The sequence below is a fragment of the Ensifer sp. EB106-03-01-XG145 genome (assembly GCF_058792075.1).
This window is the reverse complement of sequence record NZ_JBYTEC010000003.1, coordinates 229,853-251,099: the sequence shown is the minus strand read 5'-3', so window position 1 is coordinate 251,099 and position 21,247 is coordinate 229,853. Positions and strand designations below refer to the sequence as shown.

The 21,247-nt window shown below is 62.9% G+C and carries 19 protein-coding genes; 11 read left to right on the top strand and 8 right to left on the bottom strand.

Annotated features, from left to right (window positions below):
- The first annotated feature begins 248 nt into the window (after positions 1–248).
- The gene (locus tag AC3WWH_RS11825) at positions 249–1,403 is read left to right on the top strand and encodes an OpgC family protein (protein WP_057254865.1); all 1,155 of its coding nucleotides are present in this window, start codon (positions 249–251) and stop codon (positions 1,401–1,403) included.
- Positions 1,404–1,427: 24 nt separating this feature from the next.
- Here the strand turns inward: AC3WWH_RS11825 and AC3WWH_RS11820 are convergent, their stop codons facing one another.
- Both AC3WWH_RS11820 and AC3WWH_RS11815 read right to left on the bottom strand, forming a co-directional pair.
- A complete protein-coding gene (locus tag AC3WWH_RS11820) occupies positions 1,428–2,060 on the bottom strand; it encodes a LysE family translocator (RefSeq protein WP_058321656.1) in 633 nt (210 codons plus the stop codon).
- A 160-nt stretch (positions 2,061–2,220) separates the two neighbouring features.
- Positions 2,221–3,978 (bottom strand): glucan ABC transporter ATP-binding protein/ permease, encoded by a 1,758-nt coding sequence (locus AC3WWH_RS11815; RefSeq protein ID WP_057254867.1) that lies wholly within the window; start codon positions 3,976–3,978, stop codon positions 2,221–2,223.
- 383 nt (positions 3,979–4,361) lie between these two features.
- On the opposite strand from AC3WWH_RS11815, the gene AC3WWH_RS11810 reads away from it, so the two are divergent.
- Complete coding sequence (locus AC3WWH_RS11810; protein ID WP_057254868.1) at positions 4,362–5,102, top strand: helix-turn-helix transcriptional regulator; 741 nt, start codon at positions 4,362–4,364, stop codon at positions 5,100–5,102.
- A gap of 118 nt (positions 5,103–5,220) precedes the next feature.
- Positions 5,221–8,679: a pyruvate carboxylase gene (pyc, locus tag AC3WWH_RS11805; protein WP_058321657.1), complete on the top strand. Its 3,459-nt coding sequence runs from the start codon at positions 5,221–5,223 to the stop codon at positions 8,677–8,679.
- A 212-nt stretch (positions 8,680–8,891) separates the two neighbouring features.
- On the opposite strand, the gene AC3WWH_RS11800 is transcribed toward pyc, so the two are convergent.
- The 4 genes from AC3WWH_RS11800 to AC3WWH_RS11785 all read right to left on the bottom strand — a co-directional run bounded on the left by AC3WWH_RS11800 (position 8,892) and on the right by AC3WWH_RS11785 (position 11,442).
- Positions 8,892–9,653, bottom strand: a complete 762-nt coding sequence (locus tag AC3WWH_RS11800) for an amino acid ABC transporter ATP-binding protein (RefSeq protein WP_057254870.1) — start codon at positions 9,651–9,653, stop codon at positions 8,892–8,894.
- A complete protein-coding gene (locus AC3WWH_RS11795; protein WP_082616163.1) occupies positions 9,650–10,330 on the bottom strand; it encodes an amino acid ABC transporter permease in 681 nt (226 codons plus the stop codon). The genes AC3WWH_RS11800 and AC3WWH_RS11795 overlap by 4 nt, the downstream gene beginning before the upstream one ends.
- 105 nt (positions 10,331–10,435) lie before the next feature.
- The gene (locus tag AC3WWH_RS11790) at positions 10,436–11,209 is read right to left on the bottom strand and encodes an amino acid ABC transporter substrate-binding protein (protein WP_058321658.1); all 774 of its coding nucleotides are present in this window, start codon (positions 11,207–11,209) and stop codon (positions 10,436–10,438) included.
- Positions 11,206–11,442, bottom strand: coding sequence for a hypothetical protein (locus AC3WWH_RS11785; RefSeq protein ID WP_156433048.1), 237 nt, complete (start codon positions 11,440–11,442; stop codon positions 11,206–11,208). The genes AC3WWH_RS11790 and AC3WWH_RS11785 overlap by 4 nt, the downstream gene beginning before the upstream one ends.
- Positions 11,443–11,481: 39 nt before the next feature.
- Between AC3WWH_RS11785 and AC3WWH_RS11780 the strand changes: the two genes are divergently transcribed.
- The 5 genes from AC3WWH_RS11780 (at position 11,482) to AC3WWH_RS11760 (ending at position 16,732) form a co-directional block, all read left to right on the top strand.
- The gene (locus tag AC3WWH_RS11780; protein WP_113398390.1) at positions 11,482–12,267 is read left to right on the top strand and encodes a DeoR/GlpR family DNA-binding transcription regulator; all 786 of its coding nucleotides are present in this window, start codon (positions 11,482–11,484) and stop codon (positions 12,265–12,267) included.
- Complete coding sequence (locus tag AC3WWH_RS11775) at positions 12,264–12,650, top strand: glyoxalase/bleomycin resistance/extradiol dioxygenase family protein (RefSeq protein WP_058321659.1); 387 nt, start codon at positions 12,264–12,266, stop codon at positions 12,648–12,650. Before AC3WWH_RS11780 ends, AC3WWH_RS11775 begins: the two co-directional genes overlap by 4 nt.
- Positions 12,651–12,680: 30 nt before the next feature.
- The gene (locus AC3WWH_RS11770; RefSeq protein WP_058321660.1) at positions 12,681–13,865 is read left to right on the top strand and encodes an MFS transporter; all 1,185 of its coding nucleotides are present in this window, start codon (positions 12,681–12,683) and stop codon (positions 13,863–13,865) included.
- A gap of 189 nt (positions 13,866–14,054) precedes the next feature.
- Complete coding sequence (ispG, locus tag AC3WWH_RS11765) at positions 14,055–15,308, top strand: flavodoxin-dependent (E)-4-hydroxy-3-methylbut-2-enyl-diphosphate synthase (protein ID WP_058321661.1); 1,254 nt, start codon at positions 14,055–14,057, stop codon at positions 15,306–15,308.
- Positions 15,309–15,796: 488 nt separating this feature from the next.
- On the top strand, positions 15,797–16,732 hold the full coding sequence (locus tag AC3WWH_RS11760; protein ID WP_058321662.1) for an IS110 family RNA-guided transposase: 936 nt from the start codon (positions 15,797–15,799) through the stop codon (positions 16,730–16,732).
- Positions 16,733–16,746: 14 nt separating this feature from the next.
- Here the strand turns inward: AC3WWH_RS11760 and hisC are convergent, their stop codons facing one another.
- Together hisC and AC3WWH_RS11750 are read right to left on the bottom strand one after the other, a co-directional pair.
- The gene (hisC, locus tag AC3WWH_RS11755) at positions 16,747–17,802 is read right to left on the bottom strand and encodes a histidinol-phosphate transaminase (protein ID WP_058321663.1); all 1,056 of its coding nucleotides are present in this window, start codon (positions 17,800–17,802) and stop codon (positions 16,747–16,749) included.
- A gap of 4 nt (positions 17,803–17,806) precedes the next feature.
- Positions 17,807–18,721 (bottom strand): polyprenyl synthetase family protein, encoded by a 915-nt coding sequence (locus tag AC3WWH_RS11750; RefSeq protein WP_058321664.1) that lies wholly within the window; start codon positions 18,719–18,721, stop codon positions 17,807–17,809.
- A gap of 145 nt (positions 18,722–18,866) precedes the next feature.
- Between AC3WWH_RS11750 and mtgA the strand changes: the two genes are divergently transcribed.
- The 3 genes from mtgA to AC3WWH_RS11735 all read left to right on the top strand — a co-directional run bounded on the left by mtgA (position 18,867) and on the right by AC3WWH_RS11735 (position 21,148).
- Positions 18,867–19,640, top strand: a complete 774-nt coding sequence (mtgA, locus tag AC3WWH_RS11745; protein ID WP_082616167.1) for a monofunctional biosynthetic peptidoglycan transglycosylase — start codon at positions 18,867–18,869, stop codon at positions 19,638–19,640.
- Between the two features lie 104 nt (positions 19,641–19,744).
- Entirely contained in the window at positions 19,745–20,479 is a 735-nt protein-coding gene (locus tag AC3WWH_RS11740; protein ID WP_058321665.1) for a DUF1868 domain-containing protein, read from the top strand.
- A 21-nt stretch (positions 20,480–20,500) separates the two neighbouring features.
- Positions 20,501–21,148, top strand: coding sequence for a glutathione S-transferase family protein (locus AC3WWH_RS11735; RefSeq protein WP_057254880.1), 648 nt, complete (start codon positions 20,501–20,503; stop codon positions 21,146–21,148).
- Positions 21,149–21,247 lie beyond the last annotated feature (99 nt).

Below are 21,247 nucleotides of genomic sequence, written 5' to 3'. Positions count from 1 at the left end.
CAGACGAACGCACAAAGGGCGCTCTAACACTTTGAAGCCAGAGCATCTTATCCGCTTCCAGTGACTTCACTTGAAAGCGGGATGCTCTAGATCATCGGAGCGGGATGGGGCGGAGAACTGCAACATGTTCCTCATCCCAGCTAGTTCATGGTGCCGGGCATCTCGCGCGTTTGAATGATGGCGCGGGCTGTCGGTGCCCGTTTCAACAGGGATGGGGCAGGGGCGCCAAATCCTGGAAAACGGACCGCATGCTGCAAAAGACTTTTCAGGGTGGTGTCAACCCGACGTCCGCCCGAATGGTTCCCAACGAGCGTGACACACGCCTCGACGTGTTCAGGGCGTTGTGCCTGCTGACGATCTTCGTCAACCACGTTCCGGGACAGTACCTCGAATATCTGACGCACAAGAACTTCGGCTTTTCCGATTCCGCCGAAGCCTTCGTGCTGATCTCCGGCCTGTCGGTCGGGATCGCCTATGGCGGCAAGTTCGCCGCCGGAGAACGGCTGGCGATGACGCTGAAAATCTGGCGCCGGGCGCTGGCGCTTTATGTCGCCCACATCATGACCAGCATCGTGACGCTGGCGATTTTTGCGGCCGGGGCGATCTATTTCGGCCGGCAGGATCTGATCGGCGAGATCAACATTCGGCCGATGGTGGAACAGACGGAACAGGGCATCGTCGCCATGGTGCTTCTGGGGTATCAGCTCGGCTACAACAACATCCTGTCGATGTATGCGGCGCTGTTCCTGATGCTGCCGGGTATTCTCTGGCTGAACGGCGTCAGCAAGAAACTGCTGCTGTCGCTGTCGGCCGCCCTGTGGCTCGCCGCAGGCATCTTCAAGTTCGTGCCGTCGAATTTCCTCGACGAGGGCTATTGGTTCCTCAATCCCTGGTCCTGGCAGTTCCTGTTCGTCATCGGCATCGTCATGATGACCTTCGTTCGCAATGGTGGATCACTCCCCCGATGGCCCTGGCTGATCGTCCTGTCGGGCGCTTATCTTGCGGTCTCCGCTGTCTGGGTGCTCTTCTCCTTCTGGAGCATCGACCTTTCCTTCGGTCTTCCAGCGGTCTTGACCGGCTTTGACAAGACCTTCCTGTCGGGCCCCCGGCTGCTCCATGTGCTGGCGCTTGCCTACATCGTCGCCGTGACGCCTCGCATCAGCAACCTCGCCAAACTCGACAGCGATCATCCGCTCGCGGTTGTCGGGCGACACTCGCTGCCGATCTTCATCTTCGGCACGATCCTGGCGATGTCCGGCCAGGTGCTGCTGTTCGTCACCGGGAGAAACCCGATCTTCGGCAGCCTCTTCGTGCTCGTCGGCATCGGGCTGCATTTCGCCTATGCCTATTATCTCGAATGGTTGCGCGGCATTGCTACTGCAAAGCCGCTGCGGGCGGCGTAAGAGAACGCCGCCCCTGCTGGGCGACTAATTTCTGGAACCAAGGGCAAGGCGGCAGGCGAGCCCCGTGAATACGCCGGCGAGAAGATACTGCGGCAGCTTCGGGAAACGCCTGATGCCAGCGAGCCGCGCGCGCAGATGGCTGCCGACCAGGATGACCGAGCCGTTCACGAGGAAGCCGACCCCGTTCAACACGGTCGCCAGCAGAAGCATCTGCGTGACCATCGACCCGCTCTTTGGGTCTACGAACTGTGGGAGCAGCGCCAGTACGAAGAGCGCCATCTTCGGATTGAGCAGGTTCGTCATCAGCCCCTCGCCGAAGATCCGCCAGTTCGAAAGTCGCTTGAGCGTCGAAACCGGTGACGCGCTCGATGCGTTCGAGCGGACTGTCTTGTAGGCGAGGTACAGCAGATAGGCGCAGCCCGCCCAGCGCACGATCTCATAGGCAACCGGCAAGGTGACGAAGAGCTGGGAAAGACCGAGTGCTGCGGCCAGCGCGTGGCAATAGGTGCCGACTGCGATCCCGGCATAGGTGAGGAACCCGGCTGCGCGCCCCTGGCTCACGCTCCGAGAAGCGATGAGCAGCATGTCAGGGCCGGGCGTGGCGGTGAGCACGAGGCTTGCTGTGGCGAAAACTGCGATTGTGGAGATGTCCGGCATGATGATTCCTTTGGAATTGGGGCCGGAATTCCCGTCTACCAACAATCTCGAGAATGGCAAGGCTGGTCGACGCGACGTTGTCAGAAAGCCGAAAAGCAAAAAACCACCCGCGTTTGACCGCGGGTGGTTCGGTTCGTTCGCTTGACTTCAAGCGCGTGTCTTATGCCGCCGTGTGGCTCATGCGGACGTCTTCGTCCGTCAGGATGCCGCTGGCGCGCAAGAGGGCTGCGAAGCGGCCATTGCTCTGGCTGAGCTCGTTGAAACCGCCCATTTCGACGACGCGGCCCTGATCCATGAAGATTACCAGGTCGGCCTCGCGCACCGTCGACAGGCGGTGTGCGATGATGAAGGTCGTGCGGTTCTTGCGCAGGGCATCGATCGCATCCTTCACGCGGGCCTCGGTTTCGACGTCGAGCGCGCTGGTCGCCTCGTCGAGCACCAGGATCGGCGCGTTCTTGAGGATGGCGCGGGCGATGGCCACACGCTGGCGTTCGCCGCCCGACAGACGGTTGCCGCGTTCGCCGACCACCGTGTCGTAGCCGCCCGTCCGGCCCTCGATGAAGTCGCAGGCGGCGGCCGCTTCGGCGGCAGCCATGACTTCCTCGATCGTCGCATCGTCACGGCCGAGGCGGATGTTGTCTGAGATCGAACGGTTCATCAGGCCCGCGTCCTGGAAGACGGTGGCGATCGAGCGGCGCAGCGACTTGCGCGTTACCTTCGAGATATCGTTGCCATCGATCAGGATCTGGCCATCACGCGGATCGTGAACACGCTGCAGCAGGTTGACGAGCGTCGTCTTGCCGGCACCCGTCGGGCCGACGATCGCGATCGTCTGGCCGGCCTTGGCCGTGAACGAGACGTTGTGCACGCCCTGGTTCGTGTTGGCAAAGTCGAAGGAGACGTTGCGGAACTCGACTTCGCCGACAGCTGGCGGCAGTTCAGTCGCGCCTGCCGGCTCGTCACGTTCGCGCACGGCGTCTTCGAGCTGGAAGAAGTCTTCGAGCTTGGCACGGGCTTCGAAAATCTGCGTCACGAAGGCCTTCATCTGGTCGAGACGGCCGATCAGCAGGTTGGCAAAACCGATGAAGGCGATGACTTCGCCGACGCCGAGCTCGCCGCGCTGCACCAGCACGGTGCCGATGACGAGGATCGCCATCATCGAAATGGTGGAGGCGACGCGGTTCAGCGCGCTCGCCAGTGCCCACCAGTCGAGCACCGGGAACTGGGCGGAGATCAGCCGCTCGGTGAACTTCTTCAGCTCGCGGGTTTCAGCCTCGATGCGGTTGTAGCTGTGCACGACCGAGACGTTGCTGATGGCGTCGGAAACGTGGGAGAAAACCGTATGATAGTGGTTCTCGACCGAGGCCTGACCTTCCTTGGTGCGGCTCATCACCGCCTTGCTGATCATGACATAGGCCGCGCCGAGCACGAGAAGGACGAGCGAGAGGCGCACGTCCATGGCAAAGGCGGTCGGAATGAGCAGCATCAGCGCGACGGCCGTAGCCAGGTGCTGGCGCATGAATTCGAGCCAGAGACCGAATAGGGTTTCGCAGGCGCGCAACAGCGTGTGCAGCGCGTTGGACGTGCCGCGCTGGCTATGCCAGGCGAGCGGCATGGAAACGATCCGTCCAAAGGCTTCCGTCAGGAGCGTGGCGCGGCGGCCATGGGCCAGCCGGTCCGCCTCGCGGGCAACGAGCACGAAGGCGACGGTGTTGAAGACGCCGAGGCCAGCCCACATCAAAAGCATCGGCGTGACCTCGCCCTTTGACGAGATGGCGTCGATGATGCGCCCGAACAGGATCGGTTCGGCAATCGAGATGGCTGCCAGAACGACGTTGGCGAGGACGATCGCCGAGACACGAAACTTGTGAACCGCAAGATACTGGAGCGCTCTTGCATACACTTGGAACAATGACACTGTCTCACCCCTTCCGGGTACCGGATTTGACGCGCCGCAGTCCTTCTGCGGCGGATGCACCCGCGTCCTCGAGCTACGGTTGGCGGGCTTGGGCTCCGCCCCTATACACTCGGGGCCGCGCTGAGACGGTCTTTTGCGGCAAAGGGAAGCCGTAGCCGGACGCATGGACAGCCACTCGTTTTCCCGTTTCGCTCGCATGCGAGCTTGGCGAGAATATTCATAGTCTGCTATCTGTCGTGCCAACTCCGATTTCTTGCATATTTCGCATAAGACCGGGCGTGGTATGAGGGATTATCGCGGGTGCAACATGAATGGTCGCTGAACGGTGCCTTTATGTCCGGATTCGGAAATGCGACCATATGCATCTACCTGGAAGGTGATCCATGAACATTACGCTGCTCGTACAGTTTCTCGCGCTTCTGGAGGAGATGAAGACACGCGAGGAAATCGTCCCGGAATTCGAGCGCCTGCTCGATCGCTGCGGCTTCGACTTCTACGGTGTCGTTCGGCAGCCGAAACCGCATGACAATCCGCTGCGGCTGCTGCTCGCCGGCCGCTGGCCGGAAGGCTGGCCGCAGATCTACATCCGCAAGAAGTTCGTGGTGATCGATCCGACCATCCGCTATCTCGGCCATGCGCAGCGCGGCTTCCGCTGGCGTGACACGCTGTTTGCCTTCCGCTCCGATCCACATCGCAAGCGCATGGAAAGCATGATGATCGAGGCCAGAAACCACGGTCTCTACGATGGCTACATCTTTCCGGTGCACGGCCGGCGCGGCCTGCTCGGCAACCTGACGGTCGGCGGTCGCGTCGTCGACTTGAGCCCGGTCGAGATCAGCCTCTTCGACGCCATCGCCAAGCGGCTGTTCTGGAAGCTTCTGGAGCTGACCGATCCCGAGGTTTCGGCCGAACTCGGCTCGCGCGTCGAGGTGCAGATGACGCGGCGCGAAATGGAAGCGCTCAACTATCTCGCCGACGGCATGACTTCGAACGACATAGGCAAGGTGCTCGATATCTCGAGCCATACGGTCGACTGGTATATGAACGGCATCCAGGAGAAATTGAAGGGCAAGAACCGCCATCACGTCGTGGCGATCGCCTTCCGGCTCGGGCTGATCTCCTAGAGTCGAAGGCTTTCGGTTTCCTGTCGCATCTGAAATTGCGCTCTGCTCGGTGACTCGCTAATACTTTATTTCGCGGGTGCAGCATTTCCCGCAATATCAAGTCATTGAGGAGACCGACTTGCCTATCTCGAAGATCCTTGTTGCCAACCGTTCTGAAATTGCCATCCGCGTTTTCCGCGCTGCAAACGAACTCGGTCTGAAAACGGTCGCGATATGGGCTGAAGAGGACAAACTGGCGCTGCACCGCTTCAAGGCGGACGAAAGTTATCAGATCGGCCGCGGGCAGCACCTTGCCCGCGACCTCGGTCCGATCGAGAGCTACCTGTCGATCGAAGAGGTGATCCGCGTCGCCAAGCTTTCGGGCGCCGACGCGATCCATCCGGGCTACGGCCTGCTTTCGGAAAGCCCTGAATTCGTCGATGCCTGTGATGCCGCCGGCATCATCTTCATCGGTCCGCGGCCGGCGACGATGCGCCAGCTCGGCAACAAGGTTGCCGCGCGCAACCTCGCGATTTCCGTCGGCGTGCCGGTCGTTCCGGCCACCGATCCTCTGCCGGACGACGAAAAGGAAATCCACCGCCTTGCGGCCGAGATCGGCTATCCGGTCATGCTCAAGGCCTCCTGGGGCGGCGGCGGACGCGGCATGCGCGCCATTCGCGACCCGAAGGACCTGATCCGTGAGGTGACGGAAGGCAAGCGCGAAGCCAAGGCCGCCTTCGGCAAGGATGAGGTTTATCTTGAAAAGCTGGTCGAGCGCGCCCGCCACGTCGAAAGCCAGATCCTCGGCGATACCCACGGCAATGTCGTGCATCTCTTCGAGCGCGACTGCTCGATCCAGCGCCGCAACCAGAAGGTCGTCGAGCGCGCGCCGGCGCCCTACCTCTCGGATGCGCAGCGCCAGGAGCTTGCCGACTATTCGCTGATGATCGCCCGTGCGACGAGCTATGTCGGCGCCGGCACGGTCGAGTATCTGATGGATGCCAACACCGGCAAGTTCTACTTCATCGAGGTCAACCCGCGCATTCAGGTGGAGCACACCGTCACGGAAGTCGTGACTGGCATCGACATCGTCAAGGCGCAGATCCACATCCTCGACGGCGAGGCGATCGGCACGCCGGAATCGGGCGTGCCGAAGCAGGAGGACATCCGCCTCAACGGTCACGCGCTGCAGTGCCGCATCACCACCGAAGACCCGGAGCAGAACTTCATTCCGGACTATGGCCGCATCACCGGTTATCGCTCGGCGTCCGGCTTCGGCATCCGTCTCGATGGCGGCACCGCCTATCCGGGTGCAGTCATTACCCGCTTCTACGACCCACTGCTCGTCAAGGTTACCGCCTGGGCGCCGAACCCCCTCGAAGCGATCAGCCGCATGGACCGCGCGCTGCGGGAGTTCCGCATCCGCGGTGTGGCAACCAACCTGACCTTTCTCGAGGCGATCATCAGCCATCCGAAGTTCCAGGATAACAGCTATACGACGCGCTTCATCGACACGACTCCGGAACTGTTCCAGCAGGTGAAGCGCCTGGACCGCGCGACGAAGCTCCTCACCTATCTCGCCGACGTCACGGTCAATGGCCACCCGGAGACGAAGGGCCGCCCGAAGCCGCCGGCGGATGCGGCAAAGCCCGTCGTCCCGTTCATCGACGGCGACATCAAATCCGGTACCAAGCAGAAGCTCGACGAACTCGGCCCGAAGAAGTTCGCCGAGTGGGTGCGTGGCGAACGCCAAGTGTTCCTGACCGATACGACGATGCGCGACGGCCATCAGTCGCTGCTTGCGACCCGCATGCGCACCCATGATATCGCCCGCGTCGCCGGCACCTATGCCCGCGCGCTTCCCCAGCTCTTCTCGCTCGAATGCTGGGGTGGCGCGACCTTCGACGTGTCCATGCGCTTCCTCACCGAAGACCCGTGGGATCGCCTGGCCCGCATTCGCGAAGATGCCCCGAACCTGCTGCTGCAGATGCTTCTGCGCGGCGCCAATGGCGTCGGCTACAAAAACTACCCCGACAACGTGGTCAAATACTTCGTGCGTCAGGCGGCAAAAGGCGGCATCGACGTGTTCCGCGTCTTCGACTGCCTCAATTGGGTCGACAACATGCGGGTGTCGATGGAGGCCGTTGCCGAGGAGAATCGCATCTGCGAGGCGGCGATCTGCTATACCGGCGACATCCTGAATTCGGCCCGGCCGAAATACGATCTCAAATACTACACAGCCCTTGCCGCCGACCTCGAAAAGGCCGGCGCGCACATGATCGCCGTCAAGGACATGGCGGGCCTGTTGAAGCCGGCGGCCGCACGCGTGTTGTTCAAGGCGCTGCGTGAGGCGACCGACTTGCCGATCCATTTCCACACCCACGACACCTCGGGCATTGCGGCCGCGACCGTGCTTGCCGCCGTGGAGACCGGCGTCGATGTCGTCGATGCGGCGATGGACGCGCTTTCCGGCAATACCTCGCAGCCCTGCCTCGGCTCGATCGTCGAGGCGCTCCGGGGGTCGGACCGCGATCCGGGTCTCGATCCCGAGTGGATTCGTCGCATCTCCTTCTATTGGGAAGCGGTGCGCCACCAGTATGCCGCCTTCGAAAGCGACCTCAAGGGACCGGCGTCCGAAGTCTACCTGCACGAAATGCCGGGCGGACAGTTCACAAACCTTAAGGAACAGGCGCGTTCGCTCGGTCTCGAAACCAAGTGGCACCGCGTCGCCCAGGCCTATGCCGACGCCAACCAGATGTTCGGCGATATCGTCAAGGTGACGCCATCGTCCAAGGTCGTCGGCGACATGGCGCTGATGATGGTGAGCCAGGACCTGACCGTCGCCGACGTCGAAAATCCTGCGAAGGACATCGCTTTCCCGGATTCGGTCGTCTCGATGCTCAAGGGCGATCTCGGCCAGCCCCCGGGCGGCTGGCCGGAAGCGCTGCAGAAGAAGGCGCTGAAGGGCGAAAAGGCCTATACCGCCGTTCCGGGCTCGCTGCTGCCGCCGGCCGACCTCGATGCTGAGCGCAAGGCAATCGAGGACAAGCTTGAGCGCAAGGTCGACGACTTCGAGTTCGCCTCCTATCTGATGTATCCGAAGGTCTTCACCGACTATGCGGTTGCTGCCGACACCTATGGCCCGGTCAGCGTCTTGCCGACGCCGGCCTATTTCTACGGGCTTGCGCCGGGCGAGGAGCTGCAGCCGGAGATCGAGCGGGGCAAGTCGCTCGTGATCCTGCACCAGGCCAAGAGCGAGCCGGACGAGAAGGGCATGGTCAAGGTGTTCTTTGAGCTCAACGGCCAGCCGCGCCTGATCAAAGTGCCGGACCGCAACCGCAGCGCTCAGAGCGCGGTGCGCCGCAAGGCCGAGGTCGGTAACGCCGCCCATCTCGGCGCGCCGATGCCGGGTGTCATCTCGACGGTCTTTGTCTCGCCAGGACAGGCGGTCAAGGCGGGCGACGTGCTGCTTTCGATCGAGGCGATGAAGATGGAAACGGCGCTGCATGCGGAGAAGGACGGCACGATTGCCGAAGTGCTGGTGCGCGCCGGCGACCAGATCGACGCCAAGGATCTGGTGATGGTCTTCGGCGCCTGAGGGTAAGTTCAAACAAACAGAAACGGCCGGATGCGAATCCGGCCGTTTTGTTTTCTGGAAGTAGAGGGGGCGTCTAGCCTGCTGGGGTCGTGCGTCCTGCTCCCCGGACTGAACATCAAGCCCGAGGATGACGGTAGAGATAGACAAGGCTGGCGCAAAGGGTGCCCGACCCACACCCGCCGGATCGTCCTGTGATCCGTCGTCCCCTCCGCTCAGATTTCGTAGTCGTGCGGGGCGCTCAGCGAGGCGATGAACTTCTTGGTACGCTCACGCTCGGGCGCCGAGAAGATCGTCTTCGGGGCACCGCTTTCGACGATGAGACCACCGTCGAGGAAAATCACCTTGTCGGCGACGCGGGATGCGAGGCGCAGGTCATGGGTCGCCATGACCATGGTCGTGCCTTCACGAGCAAGCCGGCTCAGGACTTCGACCACTTCTTCCGCCAGTTCCGGGTCGAGGGCAGAGGTCGGCTCGTCGCAGAGAAGCACGCGGGGCGACGGGGCAAGCGCGCGGGCGATCGCCACGCGCTGTTGCTGGCCGCCGGAAAGGGTCGCCGGCCAGGCGTCGGCCTTGTGCGCCATGCCGACCTTTTCCAAGAGTTCCATCGCGCGCGTCTTCGCCCTGTCGGCCGGCCATTTCAGCACCGTGACGAGACCTTCCATGACATTGCCGAGGGCGGTCTGGTGGGGGAAGAGCTGGAAGTTCTGGAACACCATGCCGGTCTGCCGGCGCAGGCGCTGGATCGCCGCCCAGCCGACCTTGCGGCCGGGCGAAAATTCGAGCGTCTCGTCGCCAAGCCGGATTGCGCCGGACGTTGGGATCTCCAGCAGATTGATGCAGCGCAGCAGCGTGCTCTTGCCGCCGCCGGATGGGCCGACCAAAGCCGTCACCGTGCCCTCGGCGAGCGTGACGGAGATGTCCTTGAGGACAAGATTGTCGCCGAAGCGCTTTTCGATGTGGGAGAGCTCGATCATGCGCGTGCCTCCAGGAAGCCGCCATAGCGGGCGAAGCGCCGCTCCAGCCTGACCTGCAGAGCCGACAGCACGGAGCTCATGGCGAGGTAGATCAGCGCCGCCAGGATATAGAGGATCAGCGGCTCGTAGGTGGTGGCAACGATGCGCTGGGCGGTCTGGAACATCTCTGGCACGGTGATGGCGGCGGCAAGCGAAGTGTCCTTCACCAGCGAGATGAAGGTGTTCGACAGCGGCGGCACGGCGACGCGGGTCGCCTGCGGCAGGATGGTGCGGCGCATCGCCTGGCTCCAGCTCATGCCGATGGAGTAGGCCGCTTCCCACTGTCCCCGTGGCACTGACGAGATGACGGCACGGATGATCTCGGAGGTGTAGGCGCCGACGTTCAGCGAGAAGCCGATGAGCGCGGCGGTGAAGGCGTCGAGCAGGATGCCGGCGCTCGGCAGCCCGTAGAAGATCACGAAAAGCTGGACGAGCAGCGGTGTGCCGCGGATCACCCAGACGTAAAATCGCGCGATGGCGACCACCGGCGCCGGTCCGAACAGACGGGCGACGGCGGTTGCGAGCCCGAGGATCAGGCCGAAGATGAAGGAAAGCAGCGTCAGCGGGATGGTGAAGGTGAGGCCGGCCCAGAGCAGGGACGGCAGCGAATCCAGCATCAGTTGGAGCCAGGTGGGCAAGGGGCGGGCCTTTCAAAAAGCGCGATCCGCTCCGGGGACCGGAACGGATCGCTTTTCATAGCCGAGAACCGCCGGCGGAGAAACCGGCCGGAGGTCTCTTGGAGGTTACTTCGAAACGTCGGCGCCGAAGTACTTCTGCGAGATCTTGTCGTAGGTGCCGTCGGCCTTGATATCGACGAGCGCCTTGTTGATCGCTTCGAGCAGTTCCGGCTCGCCCTTGCGGATGATGATGCCCGAGAAGTCGGCGTCAGCCTGCTCAGCGGCGATCTTGACCGGTGCGTCCGGCTTCTTCTTCTTGAAGTCGAGGAAGGAGAGGCTGTCGTTGATCGTCGCATCGGCGCGGCCGGTGAGCACGAGCTGGATCGATTGGTCGAAGCCGTCGGTGCCGACGAGTTCGGCGCCGGACGCGGTTGCGAGCTTGCCGAAGTTGCTGGTCAGCGACTGAGCCGACTTCTTGCCCTTGAGATCGGCGAAGCCCTTGATTTCCTCGTTGTCGGTCTTGACGATCAGCACGGCCTTGGAGGCGATGTAGGGTTCGGAGAAGTCGTACTTCTTCTTGCGCTCGTCGGTGATGCCGACCTGGTTGATGACCGTGTCGTAGCGGTTGGCGTCGAGGCCGGCGATCAGGCCGTCCCATTTGCCTTCGAGGAATTCGGCCTTGACGCCGAGCTTCTCAGCGACAGCCTGGCCGATCTCGACGTCGAAGCCGACGAGCGCGCCGGAGGCATCGTGATAGGTGAAGGGCGCATAGGTGCCCTCGGTGCCGATCTTCAGGACGCCGGCGGATTTGACCGCGTCGAGATTTTCGCCGGCTTCAGCGGAGGCGAGGGCGGCAACCTGCATCAGAGCGGCGGCGAACAGCGTGGGGAGGAGCTTCATCGTGATTTTCCATCTTCTTTGTGGTCCGGCCCGTCGTCCGGATTGAGCGGACAATCGCATAAAAGATTGGCGATCTGAGCGTATAAAACACCAATTCCCGAGCGTTTTGATGAAGAATTTTCCTCGAAACGGCGTCGATCACGCGCAAAAGGCACGGTTTGCTCGAATTGCTGGCCTGCGGTGATTTGGCTACTCCGCGACTTGAAATCGGTTTCAAAATTCGCTATGCACATTTATGGCGATTCATGCACGTTTATGCACGATTGGTAAAAATGTCCGGTGAACTCCTTCTTCGTGAACGAAAGACGCTGATCCAGGAGCGGCTGAAGGCCAAGGGCCGGGTGCTGGCTGCGGATCTTGCTGCCGAGCTCAATGTTTCCGAAGACACGATCCGCCGTGACCTGCGCGAAATGGCGGCAGCGGGGCTTTGCGAGCGGGTCTATGGTGGCGCGCTCCCGGTCGTTCCCGCGGCACACAGCAGTTTGAGCGAGCGGGTGGCGATGGCGCCGGAGCGCAAGGCAGCACTTGCTCGCACGGCGGTCGGATTGATCAAGCCGGGCATGACCGTGTTCCTCGATGCCGGTTCCACCAACCTTACCATCGCCCAGCTGATTGAACCCGACCTGCAGGTCACGATTGTCACCAATACGCCGCTGATCGCTGCAGCGCTGATGGAGAAGCCCGGCGTCGATCTCATCCTGCTTGGCGGGCCACTCAACCGTGCGGTCGGTGCGGCCATCAGCGCGCGGGCGCAGCGCGACGCGGAACTGCTCAGGCCCGATCTCTGCTTTCTCGGCACCTGCGGCGCCGATGCCGAAGCGGGCCTGACGGCGATCTATTTCGAGGACGCCGAATTCAAGCGGCTCGTCGCCTTGCGCAGCCGCCGTCTGGTCGTTGCCATCACCAGCGACAAACTCGGGACGGCTGCCGCTCATGGGATCGTCGATATCGACGAGAAGGCGACGCTGCTTCTCGAAGCAGACGCGCCTGCTGAGCATCGCGCGGCATTCGAGGCAGCGGGTGCAGACATCCTGATTGCGGGAGGGCTGGAACAATGACGATAACCCATGTGGCCCTCTGGACCCGCGATCTCGATCAGATTGCCGGATTCTGGTCGGCGTTCTTCGGTGCGGAGGTCGGCGACGTTTACGAAAGCCGGCGGCGGCCTGGCTTCCGCTCACGCTTCCTGACACTCGGCAAAGGACCGGCGATCGAGATCATGGAAGGTCCCTGGGTCGCTCCGGGTGATCCGGCCGAGCTCGAGCGCGCAGGCTTTGCCCATGTCGCGCTGTCGCTCGGCAGCGAACAGGCGGTCGATGCCATGGCTGTGCGCGCCGAGGCCGAAGGCATCCTGGTCGCGAAGGCGCGCTGGACCGGCGACGGCTTCTACGAGGCGGTGCTGCGCGACCCCGATGGAAATCTGATCGAAATCACTGTTTGAGCCGGCCCGATCCGGCACAGAGGCAAGACCATGGACCAACGTTCTCCCACTGCAACCGTCCGCCAGGGCTATATGACCCGCAACCGGCTGGCGGTTTCCCTGCTCTTTCTGATGAACGGCTTCGTCACCGGTAGCTGGGCGCCGAAGATCCCCGAGTTCAAGGACCGGCTCGGCATCAGCGAAAGCGTACTCGGCCTCCTGATCCTGATGTTTGGCATCGGCTCCCTGGTGTTGATGCCGATTGCCGGCGGCTATATCGCTCGCGTCGGTTCGCAGAAGGTGGTCAAGGTCACAGCCATCATCCTGTCGCCGCTGCTTCTGCTTTTGACATTGGTGCCAAACGTCTGGGCGGCGGCGATCGGCATGTTCGTGCTCGGCGGTTTCGTCGGCGCCATGGATGTCGCCATGAACGCCAATGCGGTCGAGGTCGAGAAATCGATGCGGCGGGCAATCATGTCCTCCTGCCACGCCTATTGGAGCCTCGGCGGCCTGATCGGCGCCGGCATCGGCGGGTTCCTCATGGCGCGCGTCGGCGTGCTGCCACATGTCTTCGTCGTCACCGTGATCTGCCTGACGTTGATTGCGATTGCCTGGCCGATGATCCTTGCCGACAAGCCGCATCCGGCCGCCGCCAAGGAAAAGCTCCGCCTGCCGATGACGCCGCTTCCCTGGCTGATCGGCATCATGGCGCTGTTTTCGATGGTGCCGGAGGGCACGGTGCTCGATTGGGGCGCGCTCTACCTGCGCAACGAGCTTGGTGCCTCGGTGGAACTGTCCGGCTTCGGCTTCGCCGCCTTCTCCGCCACCATGGCGACCATGCGCTTTGCCGGCGACCTCGTGCGCGACCGCTTCGGCGCCAAGCGGACGCTCCGCATTTGCACGGTCACTGCACTCGTCGGCATGATCATCGCGGGCACGGCGCCGAATGCCTATATAGCCATCCTCGGCTTTGCGATTGCCGGTGTCGGCATCTCCAACATGGTGCCGATCGCCTTTTCGGCAGCCGGCAACATGCCGGGCCTGCAGCCTGGCATCGGCCTTTCGGTCGCGACCTTCATGGGCTATTCGGGCATGCTGTTTGCGCCATCGGTGATCGGTTTCGTCGCCGAGCATACGGGCTTTGCCATCGTCTTTGCCTCGGTGCCGGTGCTGTTCATCGTCGTGCTGATGCTGTCGCATCATGCTCATCATGCCGACCACGCAAAGGGACACTGACGGCGGCCGCCTGCCATCAAATCGCCGTCAGGGCATGATGTCGCCGTTGACAACGGTGCTTTCCTCATCCACCTGATGGACGAAAAGCAAGAGCGGGACGGGCAGAAGTCCATGTGGTTTTCCGCCCGCATCCCGCGCTGAAACGATGAGACCAGGTCACTGGCGTGACCTGGGGACCAAGAGGCCTTCATGTCTGCCGCCTTCGATTTTGATCCGCAGCCCCGCCGTGCGTCCGTCGCCGTCGATGTCGGCGGGGTCATAGTGGGCGGTGGCGCGCCGGTGGTCGTCCAGTCGATGACCAACACCGATACCGCTGATATCGACGGAACGGTGGCGCAGGTTGCCGCCCTTCACAAGGCCGGCTCGGAACTGGTGCGCATCACCGTCGACCGCGACGAGAGTGCCGCCGCCGTGCCGAAGATTCGCGAGCGGCTCGAGCGCCTCGGCCTGGACGTGCCGCTCGTCGGCGACTTCCACTATATCGGCCACAAGCTGCTCGCCGATCATCCGGCCTGCGCCGAAGCGCTCGCCAAGTACCGCATCAATCCGGGCAATGTCGGCTTCAAGGACAAGAAGGACAAGCAGTTCGCCGAGATCGTCGAAATGGCGATCCGCTACGACAAGCCGGTGCGCATCGGCGTCAACTGGGGTTCGCTCGACCAGGAACTGCTGACGCGGCTGATGGACGAGAACCAGGCGAACGGCTTTCCGCTGACGGCCCAGCAAGTGACGCGCGAGACGATCGTCCAGTCGGCGCTGCTCTCGGCGGATCTCGCCGAAGAGATCGGGCTGCCGCGCAACCGCATCATCCTCTCGGCCAAGGTCTCCGGCGTGCAGGACCTGATCGCCGTCTACGCCATGCTGTCGGCACGCTCCGACCACGCGCTGCATCTCGGCCTCACCGAGGCCGGCATGGGCACCAAGGGCATCGTCGCCTCCTCGGCCTCGCTCGGCATCCTGATGCAGCAGGGCATCGGCGACACGATCCGCATTTCGCTGACGCCGGAGCCCGGTGGCGACCGCACCCGGGAGGTGCAGGTGGCGCAGGAACTGCTACAGGTCATGGGCTTCCGCCAGTTCATTCCGGTGGTTGCAGCGTGTCCCGGCTGCGGCCGCACGACGTCCACCGTGTTCCAGGAACTCGCGCAGAAGATCCAGGACGACATCCGCCGCAACATGCCGGTCTGGCGCGAGAAATATCCCGGTGTCGAAGGCCTGAAGGTCGCGGTGATGGGCTGCATCGTCAACGGCCCGGGCGAAAGCAAACATGCCGACATCGGCATCTCGCTTCCGGGCACCGGTGAAATGCCGGCCGCCCCGGTTTTCATTGACGGCCAGAAGGCGATGACGCTGCGCGGCCCCAACATCGCCGCGGACTTCGAGACGCTGGTTTCCGATTATATCGAGAAGCGTTATGGCCGCGGCCAGGCGGCTGCCGAATAGGCGTTTTCCTCCGGGCAGTTCCAAGCGACGTACAAGGCTCCTGCGGCCCGGAAGCGCGCGGCTTCAGGCCTATCGCCGCGACGTCAGCCCGCTCTCAGGTGGAATCACTCGAAGCGGAAAGATGCTCTAGAATCAAAAGGCTAGAGCGTCCTTTGTGCGTTCGTCTGAACGCACGGCGCTCTAGATCATTTCATTGTTTCATCGAAACACTGAAGTGGCCTAAGTCTTTGAAATTATGCAATTCCGGACGGAAAACCGTTTCACACTTTTCCTGGAATTGCTTGTCTTATGACATTGGCTGCCGAACAGGTCAGAACGGAACCGCTGCGGGAGGGTCGCCGCCCTCCCGCAGCGGCGAGGGTCGGATCGTTGGAATTGCGGACCTTTTGATGGGTCGAGCTAGAGTCGGATCGCCCTCGTCTTTCCCTTGAGGCCTGAACGGATACCCGGAGTTCGGCTCCGGATGACAAGCACAGGACAAGCGAAAGATGATGAACGATAGCATCGGGGTCGACATCTCGAAAGACCATCTCGACGTCCACAGGCTGAGCGACGGTGTGAGCCGGCGCTTCGCCAACGACAGCCGTGGCCATAGGACATTGATCGGCTGGTTGGAGCGGCCTGAGCTGCGTATCGTCTACGAGCCGACAGGTCCCTATCATCGGGCCATTGAGCACAGGCTGGCAGAGGCGGGCTTCGCGCTGGTCAAGGTCAATCCGCGTCAGGCGCGGCGATTTGCCGAGGCCACCGGCAGGCTCGCCAAGACCGACCGGCTGGATGCTGCGATGCTCGCCCGCATGGGGGTGTTGCTCGAACTTCAGGCGCGGCCGGCGCGAGGCCCGACCCTCAACGATCTCAAGGACCTGCACATGGCCCGCGAGGCATTGGTGAAGAACCGAACGGCCGCCAGGAACAGGGCGAAAAACCTGACCTTGCCGATCCTCAAGCGCCACAACGCCGAACAGCTCAGGCAGATCGAGCGCCAGATCGCGGCCCTCGAAAACGAGATCATGGCGCTCATCAAGGTCGATCCCGACCTCGCACGACGCTTCGACATCCTCGTCTCGATCCCGGGCGTGTCAGCAATCTCCGCCTTCGCGCTTCTCATCGACATGCCCGAACTCGGTACACTCGACCAGGCCCAGGTCGCTTCCCTCGCCGGCCTCGCTCCGGTCGCTCGCCAATCCGGACAGTGGATCGGCCGCGCCTTCATCCGCGGCGGCCGGGCCAATGTCCGACGAGCACTCTACATGCCCGCGCTCGTCGCCATCCGCTTCAATCCCGACCTCAAGGCCAAGTACGACCGGCTCAAGGCCGCCGGAAAAGCCTCAAAACTCGCCATTACCGCCGTCATGCGAAAGCTCATCATCATCGCAAACGCATTGCTCAGGGATGGCCGCATATGGGAACCAACCCGTACTTGACCAACACGGATACTCTAGAGGATCTCGTCCAGCGCTTCGATCAGCCGCGCGCATTCCTGATCGGTGCCGATCGTGATGCGCAGGAAATCGGAAATGCGGGGCTTGGCGAAATGGCGGACCAGCACGGCTCGCTCGCGCAGCGCCTTCATCAATGCCTCTCCGTCATGGCCCGGATGCCGGGCGAACACAAAGTTGGCTTGGGATGGCAATACCTCGAAGCCGCGTTGAGCGAGGTCCGCCGCAAGCTGTTCGCGGGAGCCGATGATTTTTGCGCGCGTTTCCTCGAACCAGGCCTCGTCCTCGATCGCGGCGATGGCGCCTGCTTGCGCCGGACGGCCGAGCGGATAGGAGTTGAAGCTGTCCTTCACCCGCTCCAGCGCCTCGATCAGCGGCCGCTGGCCGATGGCGAAGCCGACACGAAGGCCTGCAAGCGCGCGTGACTTGGAGAAGGTCTGGACGACCAGCAGGTTCTCGTATTTCGAAACGAGTTCTGCTGCCGACTGGCCGCCGAAGTCGACATAGGCCTCGTCGATGACGACGGGCTGGTCCGGGTGGCTTGCGACGAGCCGCTCGATTTCGGCGAGCGGCAGGCCGATGCCTGTCGGAGCGTTCGGGTTCGGCAGGATGATCGCGCCGCAGGGGCGATCATAGTCGGCGATGTCGATCTCGAAGGCGTCGTTGAGCGGGACCTCGACCGTGTCGATCTCGAAGAGCCGCGCATAGGTCGAATAGAAGCTGTAGGAAATATCCGGATAGAGCAGCGGCGAGTCGTGCTTCAGGAGGCCGGCGAAGATATGGGCCAGCACCTCGTCCGAGCCGTTGCCGACGAAGACTTCCTCCGCCGTCACGCCATAGCGCGCGGCGATCGCCTGGCGAAGCTTGAGCGCCAGCGGGTCGGGATAAAGGCGGAGATCGCTGCTTGCTGCAGCGCCGATCGCGTCGAGCACTTTTTGCGAGGGACCGTAGGGGCATTCGTTGGTGTTAAGCTTCACCAGATTGGCGATGCGCGGCTGCTCGCCCGGCACATAGGGCTTGAGCTTCGAGACGATCGGCGACCAGTATTTGCTCACGGGGCTAGTTCCTGCGGTTGGCGACGAAGCGGGCGGTGTCGACGAGAATGGCCGAGCGCTCGCCATAGGGCGCGAGCAGGGCTTCGGCTTCTACGACCAGTTGCTCCAGCCGCTCCTCTGCCCAGGCCTGGCCGTGCAGCGCGACGAGCGTGCCTTTGCCGCGAGCGGCGTCCTTGCCGGTCGCCTTGCCCATGGTCTCTGCGTCAGCGGTCAGGTCGAGCAGGTCGTCGGCGAGCTGGAAGGCAAGGCCGATCTTTTCGCCGAAGTGGCGAAGCCGGGCGCGGTCGTTTTCCGATGCGCCGGCGACGATGGCGCCCGCTTCGCAGGCGAAGCGGATGAGGGCGCCGGTTTTCATGGCCTGCAGCGTCACGATGCCGGCCTCGTCGGGCGGCGACTTCTCTGCTGCCAGATCGAGCGCCTGTCCGCCAGCCATGCCGCCGTGGCCGGCGGCGCGTCCGAGCGCCAGGATCAGCTCCACTTTCTGGCCGTCCGTCAGCAGCGTTTCGGGGGCCGCGATGATGTCGAAGGCGAAGGTCAGCAGGCTGTCGCCGGCGAGGATCGCGGTTGCCTCGTCGAAGGCCTTGTGCACCGTCGGCTGGCCGCGGCGGATATCGTCGTCGTCCATCGCCGGCAGGTCGTCATGGACGAGGGAATAGCAATGGACGCATTCGAGCGCCGCCCCGACGCGCAAGGATGCATCCAAGCTGCCGCCGAGAAGATCCGCACATTCGATCACCAGAAAGGGGCGCAGCCGCTTGCCGCCGTTCAGCACGCCGTGCCGCATGGCCGCGAGCAGGTTTGCTGGTCGCGCAATCTCGTCGACCGCCGTCGCCGAGCCGAGCAGGCGCTCGAGCAGAGCTTCGACGGCGCGGGCATTGCCGGCGAGGCGGCGGGTGAAGGGCGATGTGTCCTGGCTCATGCGCGCTCTTTGGCACGGGCGAAGAGGGCTTTCAACGGGGATTCGTGTCGCAGCGGCGCGCTTTCCCTGGGACAGCCGCCTGGGCGCCTTGCCTTTTACCAGAAAGCCCGTTCAACTTTGCCGGACCATGCACTAAGAGAAGCGGATGGACAGCGAGGTGAACAGTCAGGCCGTGAACGTCGTTCCGGAAGCGCGCGAGGAGGGCGAAGTGCCTTCCAGTCGCTGGTCTTCGCTTCGCCGGACGTTGCGCAAGAAACGCCGCCAGATCATCCTGGCTGTCCTGGGTTTCGTTGCCCTGCCCTATGTGCTGATCGTTCTCTATCTCGTCGAGTTCGTCCACCCGGTCTCCACCTTGATGCTGCGCGATCTCGTTCTGCTTCGCGGCTACGACCGCCAATGGGTCGATTTCGAGAACATCTCGCCGGTGCTCGTCCAATCGGTGATGATGTCGGAGGACGGTCAGTTCTGCGCCCATGACGGCGTCGACTGGGGCCAGATGCGCGGCGTGGTCGAGGATGCGCTTGAAGGGGAATCGACCCGTGGCGCCAGCACCATCCCGATGCAGACGGTCAAGAACCTCTACCTCTGGAACGGCCGCTCCTTCCTGCGCAAGGGCATGGAGCTGCCGCTGGCGGTCGCTGCCGATTTCGTCTGGAGCAAGCGGCGGATGATGGAGATCTATTTGAACGTCGCCGAATGGGGTGATGGGATCTACGGTATCGAGGCGGCGGCCCGCCACCATTTCGGCGTTTCCGCGGCGAAGCTCTCGCGCCGGCAGGCCGCACTGCTTGCGGTTTCGCTGCCCAACCCGAAAGAGCGCAATGCCGGCAAACCCGGCCGTGGGCTCAAGCGTCTGGCGAATTTGATCGAGCGTCGCGCCAGCCGCTCCGGCGGCTACATCACCTGCCTTTATGATTGAGATCAGACCTTTTCATTGGATGCGGTTGCCGGGGGATGTCATCCTGGCTTCGTAGAGTTCTGCCATCTGGGCCCTCTCTCCATTCAAAAGGCCCGATCGCTCCCATGACCTCGATTTCCCCTTCGCTTCTCGCCTTTGGCCGCAACGCGGACACCATTCCGCCGAAGCATCTCGGAACCCGCTACGCCACGGACGGCCGCTTCCTGCGTGAGCCGGGCAACACGGTCGTCTCCCACGTCACCGCCGGATCGCCGTCCGAGACGGCCGTGCTTGCCGTGCGCGAGCGTCTGATGGCGATGCCCGAGGCGGGGCAGTTCGCCTTCACGCATCCGTCCAGCCTGCACATGACGATCTTCCAGGGCATCATCGAATATCGTCGCAGGCTACCCTATTGGCCCGTCGACATGGCGCTCGATACACCGATCGATGTGATGACCGAACACTACTGTGCGCGGCTGAGGCACTTTGCGCCGTTGCAGCCCTTCCGTGCCCGCGTGACCGAGATCACGCCAACCGGTCTCGCGCTTGAAGGCGACAGCGTCGCCGATCGGGCTTGCCTCAAGGCCTGGCGCGATGCTTTCGCCGAAGTCTTCGGCTATCGCCATCCTGATCATGACGACTATGCGTTTCACATCACCTTCGCCTATGTCATCGACTGGCTCGATGACGCGGCACTGCCGCGCTGGCAGGAAATGTTGAGCGAACAACTCGCCTGCCTCAGGGAGCGGGCGCCGGTGATCGAGCTCGATCCGCCGGCCTTCTGCTCGTTCGAGGACATGAACCATTTCGAGGAACTGATCGTTTTCTCGGACAGATCAGCAATCACGGCCAGCAATTAAGGCCAGCATCAAGGAATGTAGATGACCGGACTTACCCTTTACGTCGGCAACAAGAACTATTCGTCCTGGTCGATGCGGCCCTGGATGGCGATGACCGCCGCGGGCATCGCCTTCGAGGACGTGGTCATTCCCTTCGATTTCGCGGCCGGCAATCCTGATATCCGCGCGATCTCGCCGACCGGAAAGGTGCCGCTGCTGCGCCACGGCGATCTGCTCGTCTGGGAATCGCTGGCGATCATCGAATATGTCGCCGAGCTCTTTCCCGACGCCGGGCTTTGGCCGTCCGATCGCCAGGCCCGCGCCCGGGCCCGCAGCTATTCCATGGAGATGCTCTCCGGTTTCAGGGCGCTGCGCGGTGCCTGCCCGATGAACATCCGCCGGGAGAGGCGGGCGCTTCAGGTGGATGCCGACGTTCGCGCTGATGTCGTGCGCATCGAGCAGATCTGGAAGGAGGCGCTTGCCCACTCCGGCGGGCCGTTCCTCTTCGGATCCTTCAGCGCGGCCGATGCAATGTACGCGCCTGTGGTCAACCGCTTCGACGTCTACGATCTCGTTGCGGATCAAGAAACGCTCGGCTACATGCAACGGGTGAAGGCACATTTCGCTTTCCGGAAGTGGGAAGAGGCTGCCCGCGCCGAGCCGTGGGTCGTTCCCGATGACGAGGTCTGAATCGGCGCCGCCAGATCTTGAGTCGAAAAATTGCGGCTGGGGACTGGTCAAACAGCAGTTGCCCATGTATAAGCGCGCCAAATTTCCGTGATTGACATC

What these genes read in the sequence shown, in the direction of transcription:
- AC3WWH_RS11750 (WP_058321664.1), bottom strand. Translation starts at nt 18,721, where the DNA reads ATGAGCCAGGACACATCGCCCTTCACCCGCCGCCTCGCCGGCAATGCC.
- AC3WWH_RS11785 (WP_156433048.1), bottom strand. Translation starts at nt 11,442, where the DNA reads ATGTGCATAGCGAATTTTGAAACCGATTTCAAGTCGCGGAGTAGCCAA.
- AC3WWH_RS11825 (WP_057254865.1), top strand. Translation starts at nt 249, where the DNA reads ATGCTGCAAAAGACTTTTCAGGGTGGTGTCAACCCGACGTCCGCCCGA.
- ispG (WP_058321661.1), top strand. Translation starts at nt 14,055, where the DNA reads ATGTCTGCCGCCTTCGATTTTGATCCGCAGCCCCGCCGTGCGTCCGTC.
- AC3WWH_RS11780 (WP_113398390.1), top strand. Translation starts at nt 11,482, where the DNA reads ATGTCCGGTGAACTCCTTCTTCGTGAACGAAAGACGCTGATCCAGGAG.
- AC3WWH_RS11810 (WP_057254868.1), top strand. Translation starts at nt 4,362, where the DNA reads ATGAACATTACGCTGCTCGTACAGTTTCTCGCGCTTCTGGAGGAGATG.
- AC3WWH_RS11775 (WP_058321659.1), top strand. Translation starts at nt 12,264, where the DNA reads ATGACGATAACCCATGTGGCCCTCTGGACCCGCGATCTCGATCAGATT.
- AC3WWH_RS11820 (WP_058321656.1), bottom strand. Translation starts at nt 2,060, where the DNA reads ATGCCGGACATCTCCACAATCGCAGTTTTCGCCACAGCAAGCCTCGTG.
- AC3WWH_RS11800 (WP_057254870.1), bottom strand. Translation starts at nt 9,653, where the DNA reads ATGATCGAGCTCTCCCACATCGAAAAGCGCTTCGGCGACAATCTTGTC.
- AC3WWH_RS11790 (WP_058321658.1), bottom strand. Translation starts at nt 11,209, where the DNA reads ATGAAGCTCCTCCCCACGCTGTTCGCCGCCGCTCTGATGCAGGTTGCC.
- AC3WWH_RS11735 (WP_057254880.1), top strand. Translation starts at nt 20,501, where the DNA reads ATGACCGGACTTACCCTTTACGTCGGCAACAAGAACTATTCGTCCTGG.
- AC3WWH_RS11740 (WP_058321665.1), top strand. Translation starts at nt 19,745, where the DNA reads ATGACCTCGATTTCCCCTTCGCTTCTCGCCTTTGGCCGCAACGCGGAC.
- AC3WWH_RS11760 (WP_058321662.1), top strand. Translation starts at nt 15,797, where the DNA reads ATGATGAACGATAGCATCGGGGTCGACATCTCGAAAGACCATCTCGAC.
- AC3WWH_RS11770 (WP_058321660.1), top strand. Translation starts at nt 12,681, where the DNA reads ATGGACCAACGTTCTCCCACTGCAACCGTCCGCCAGGGCTATATGACC.
- mtgA (WP_082616167.1), top strand. Translation starts at nt 18,867, where the DNA reads ATGGACAGCGAGGTGAACAGTCAGGCCGTGAACGTCGTTCCGGAAGCG.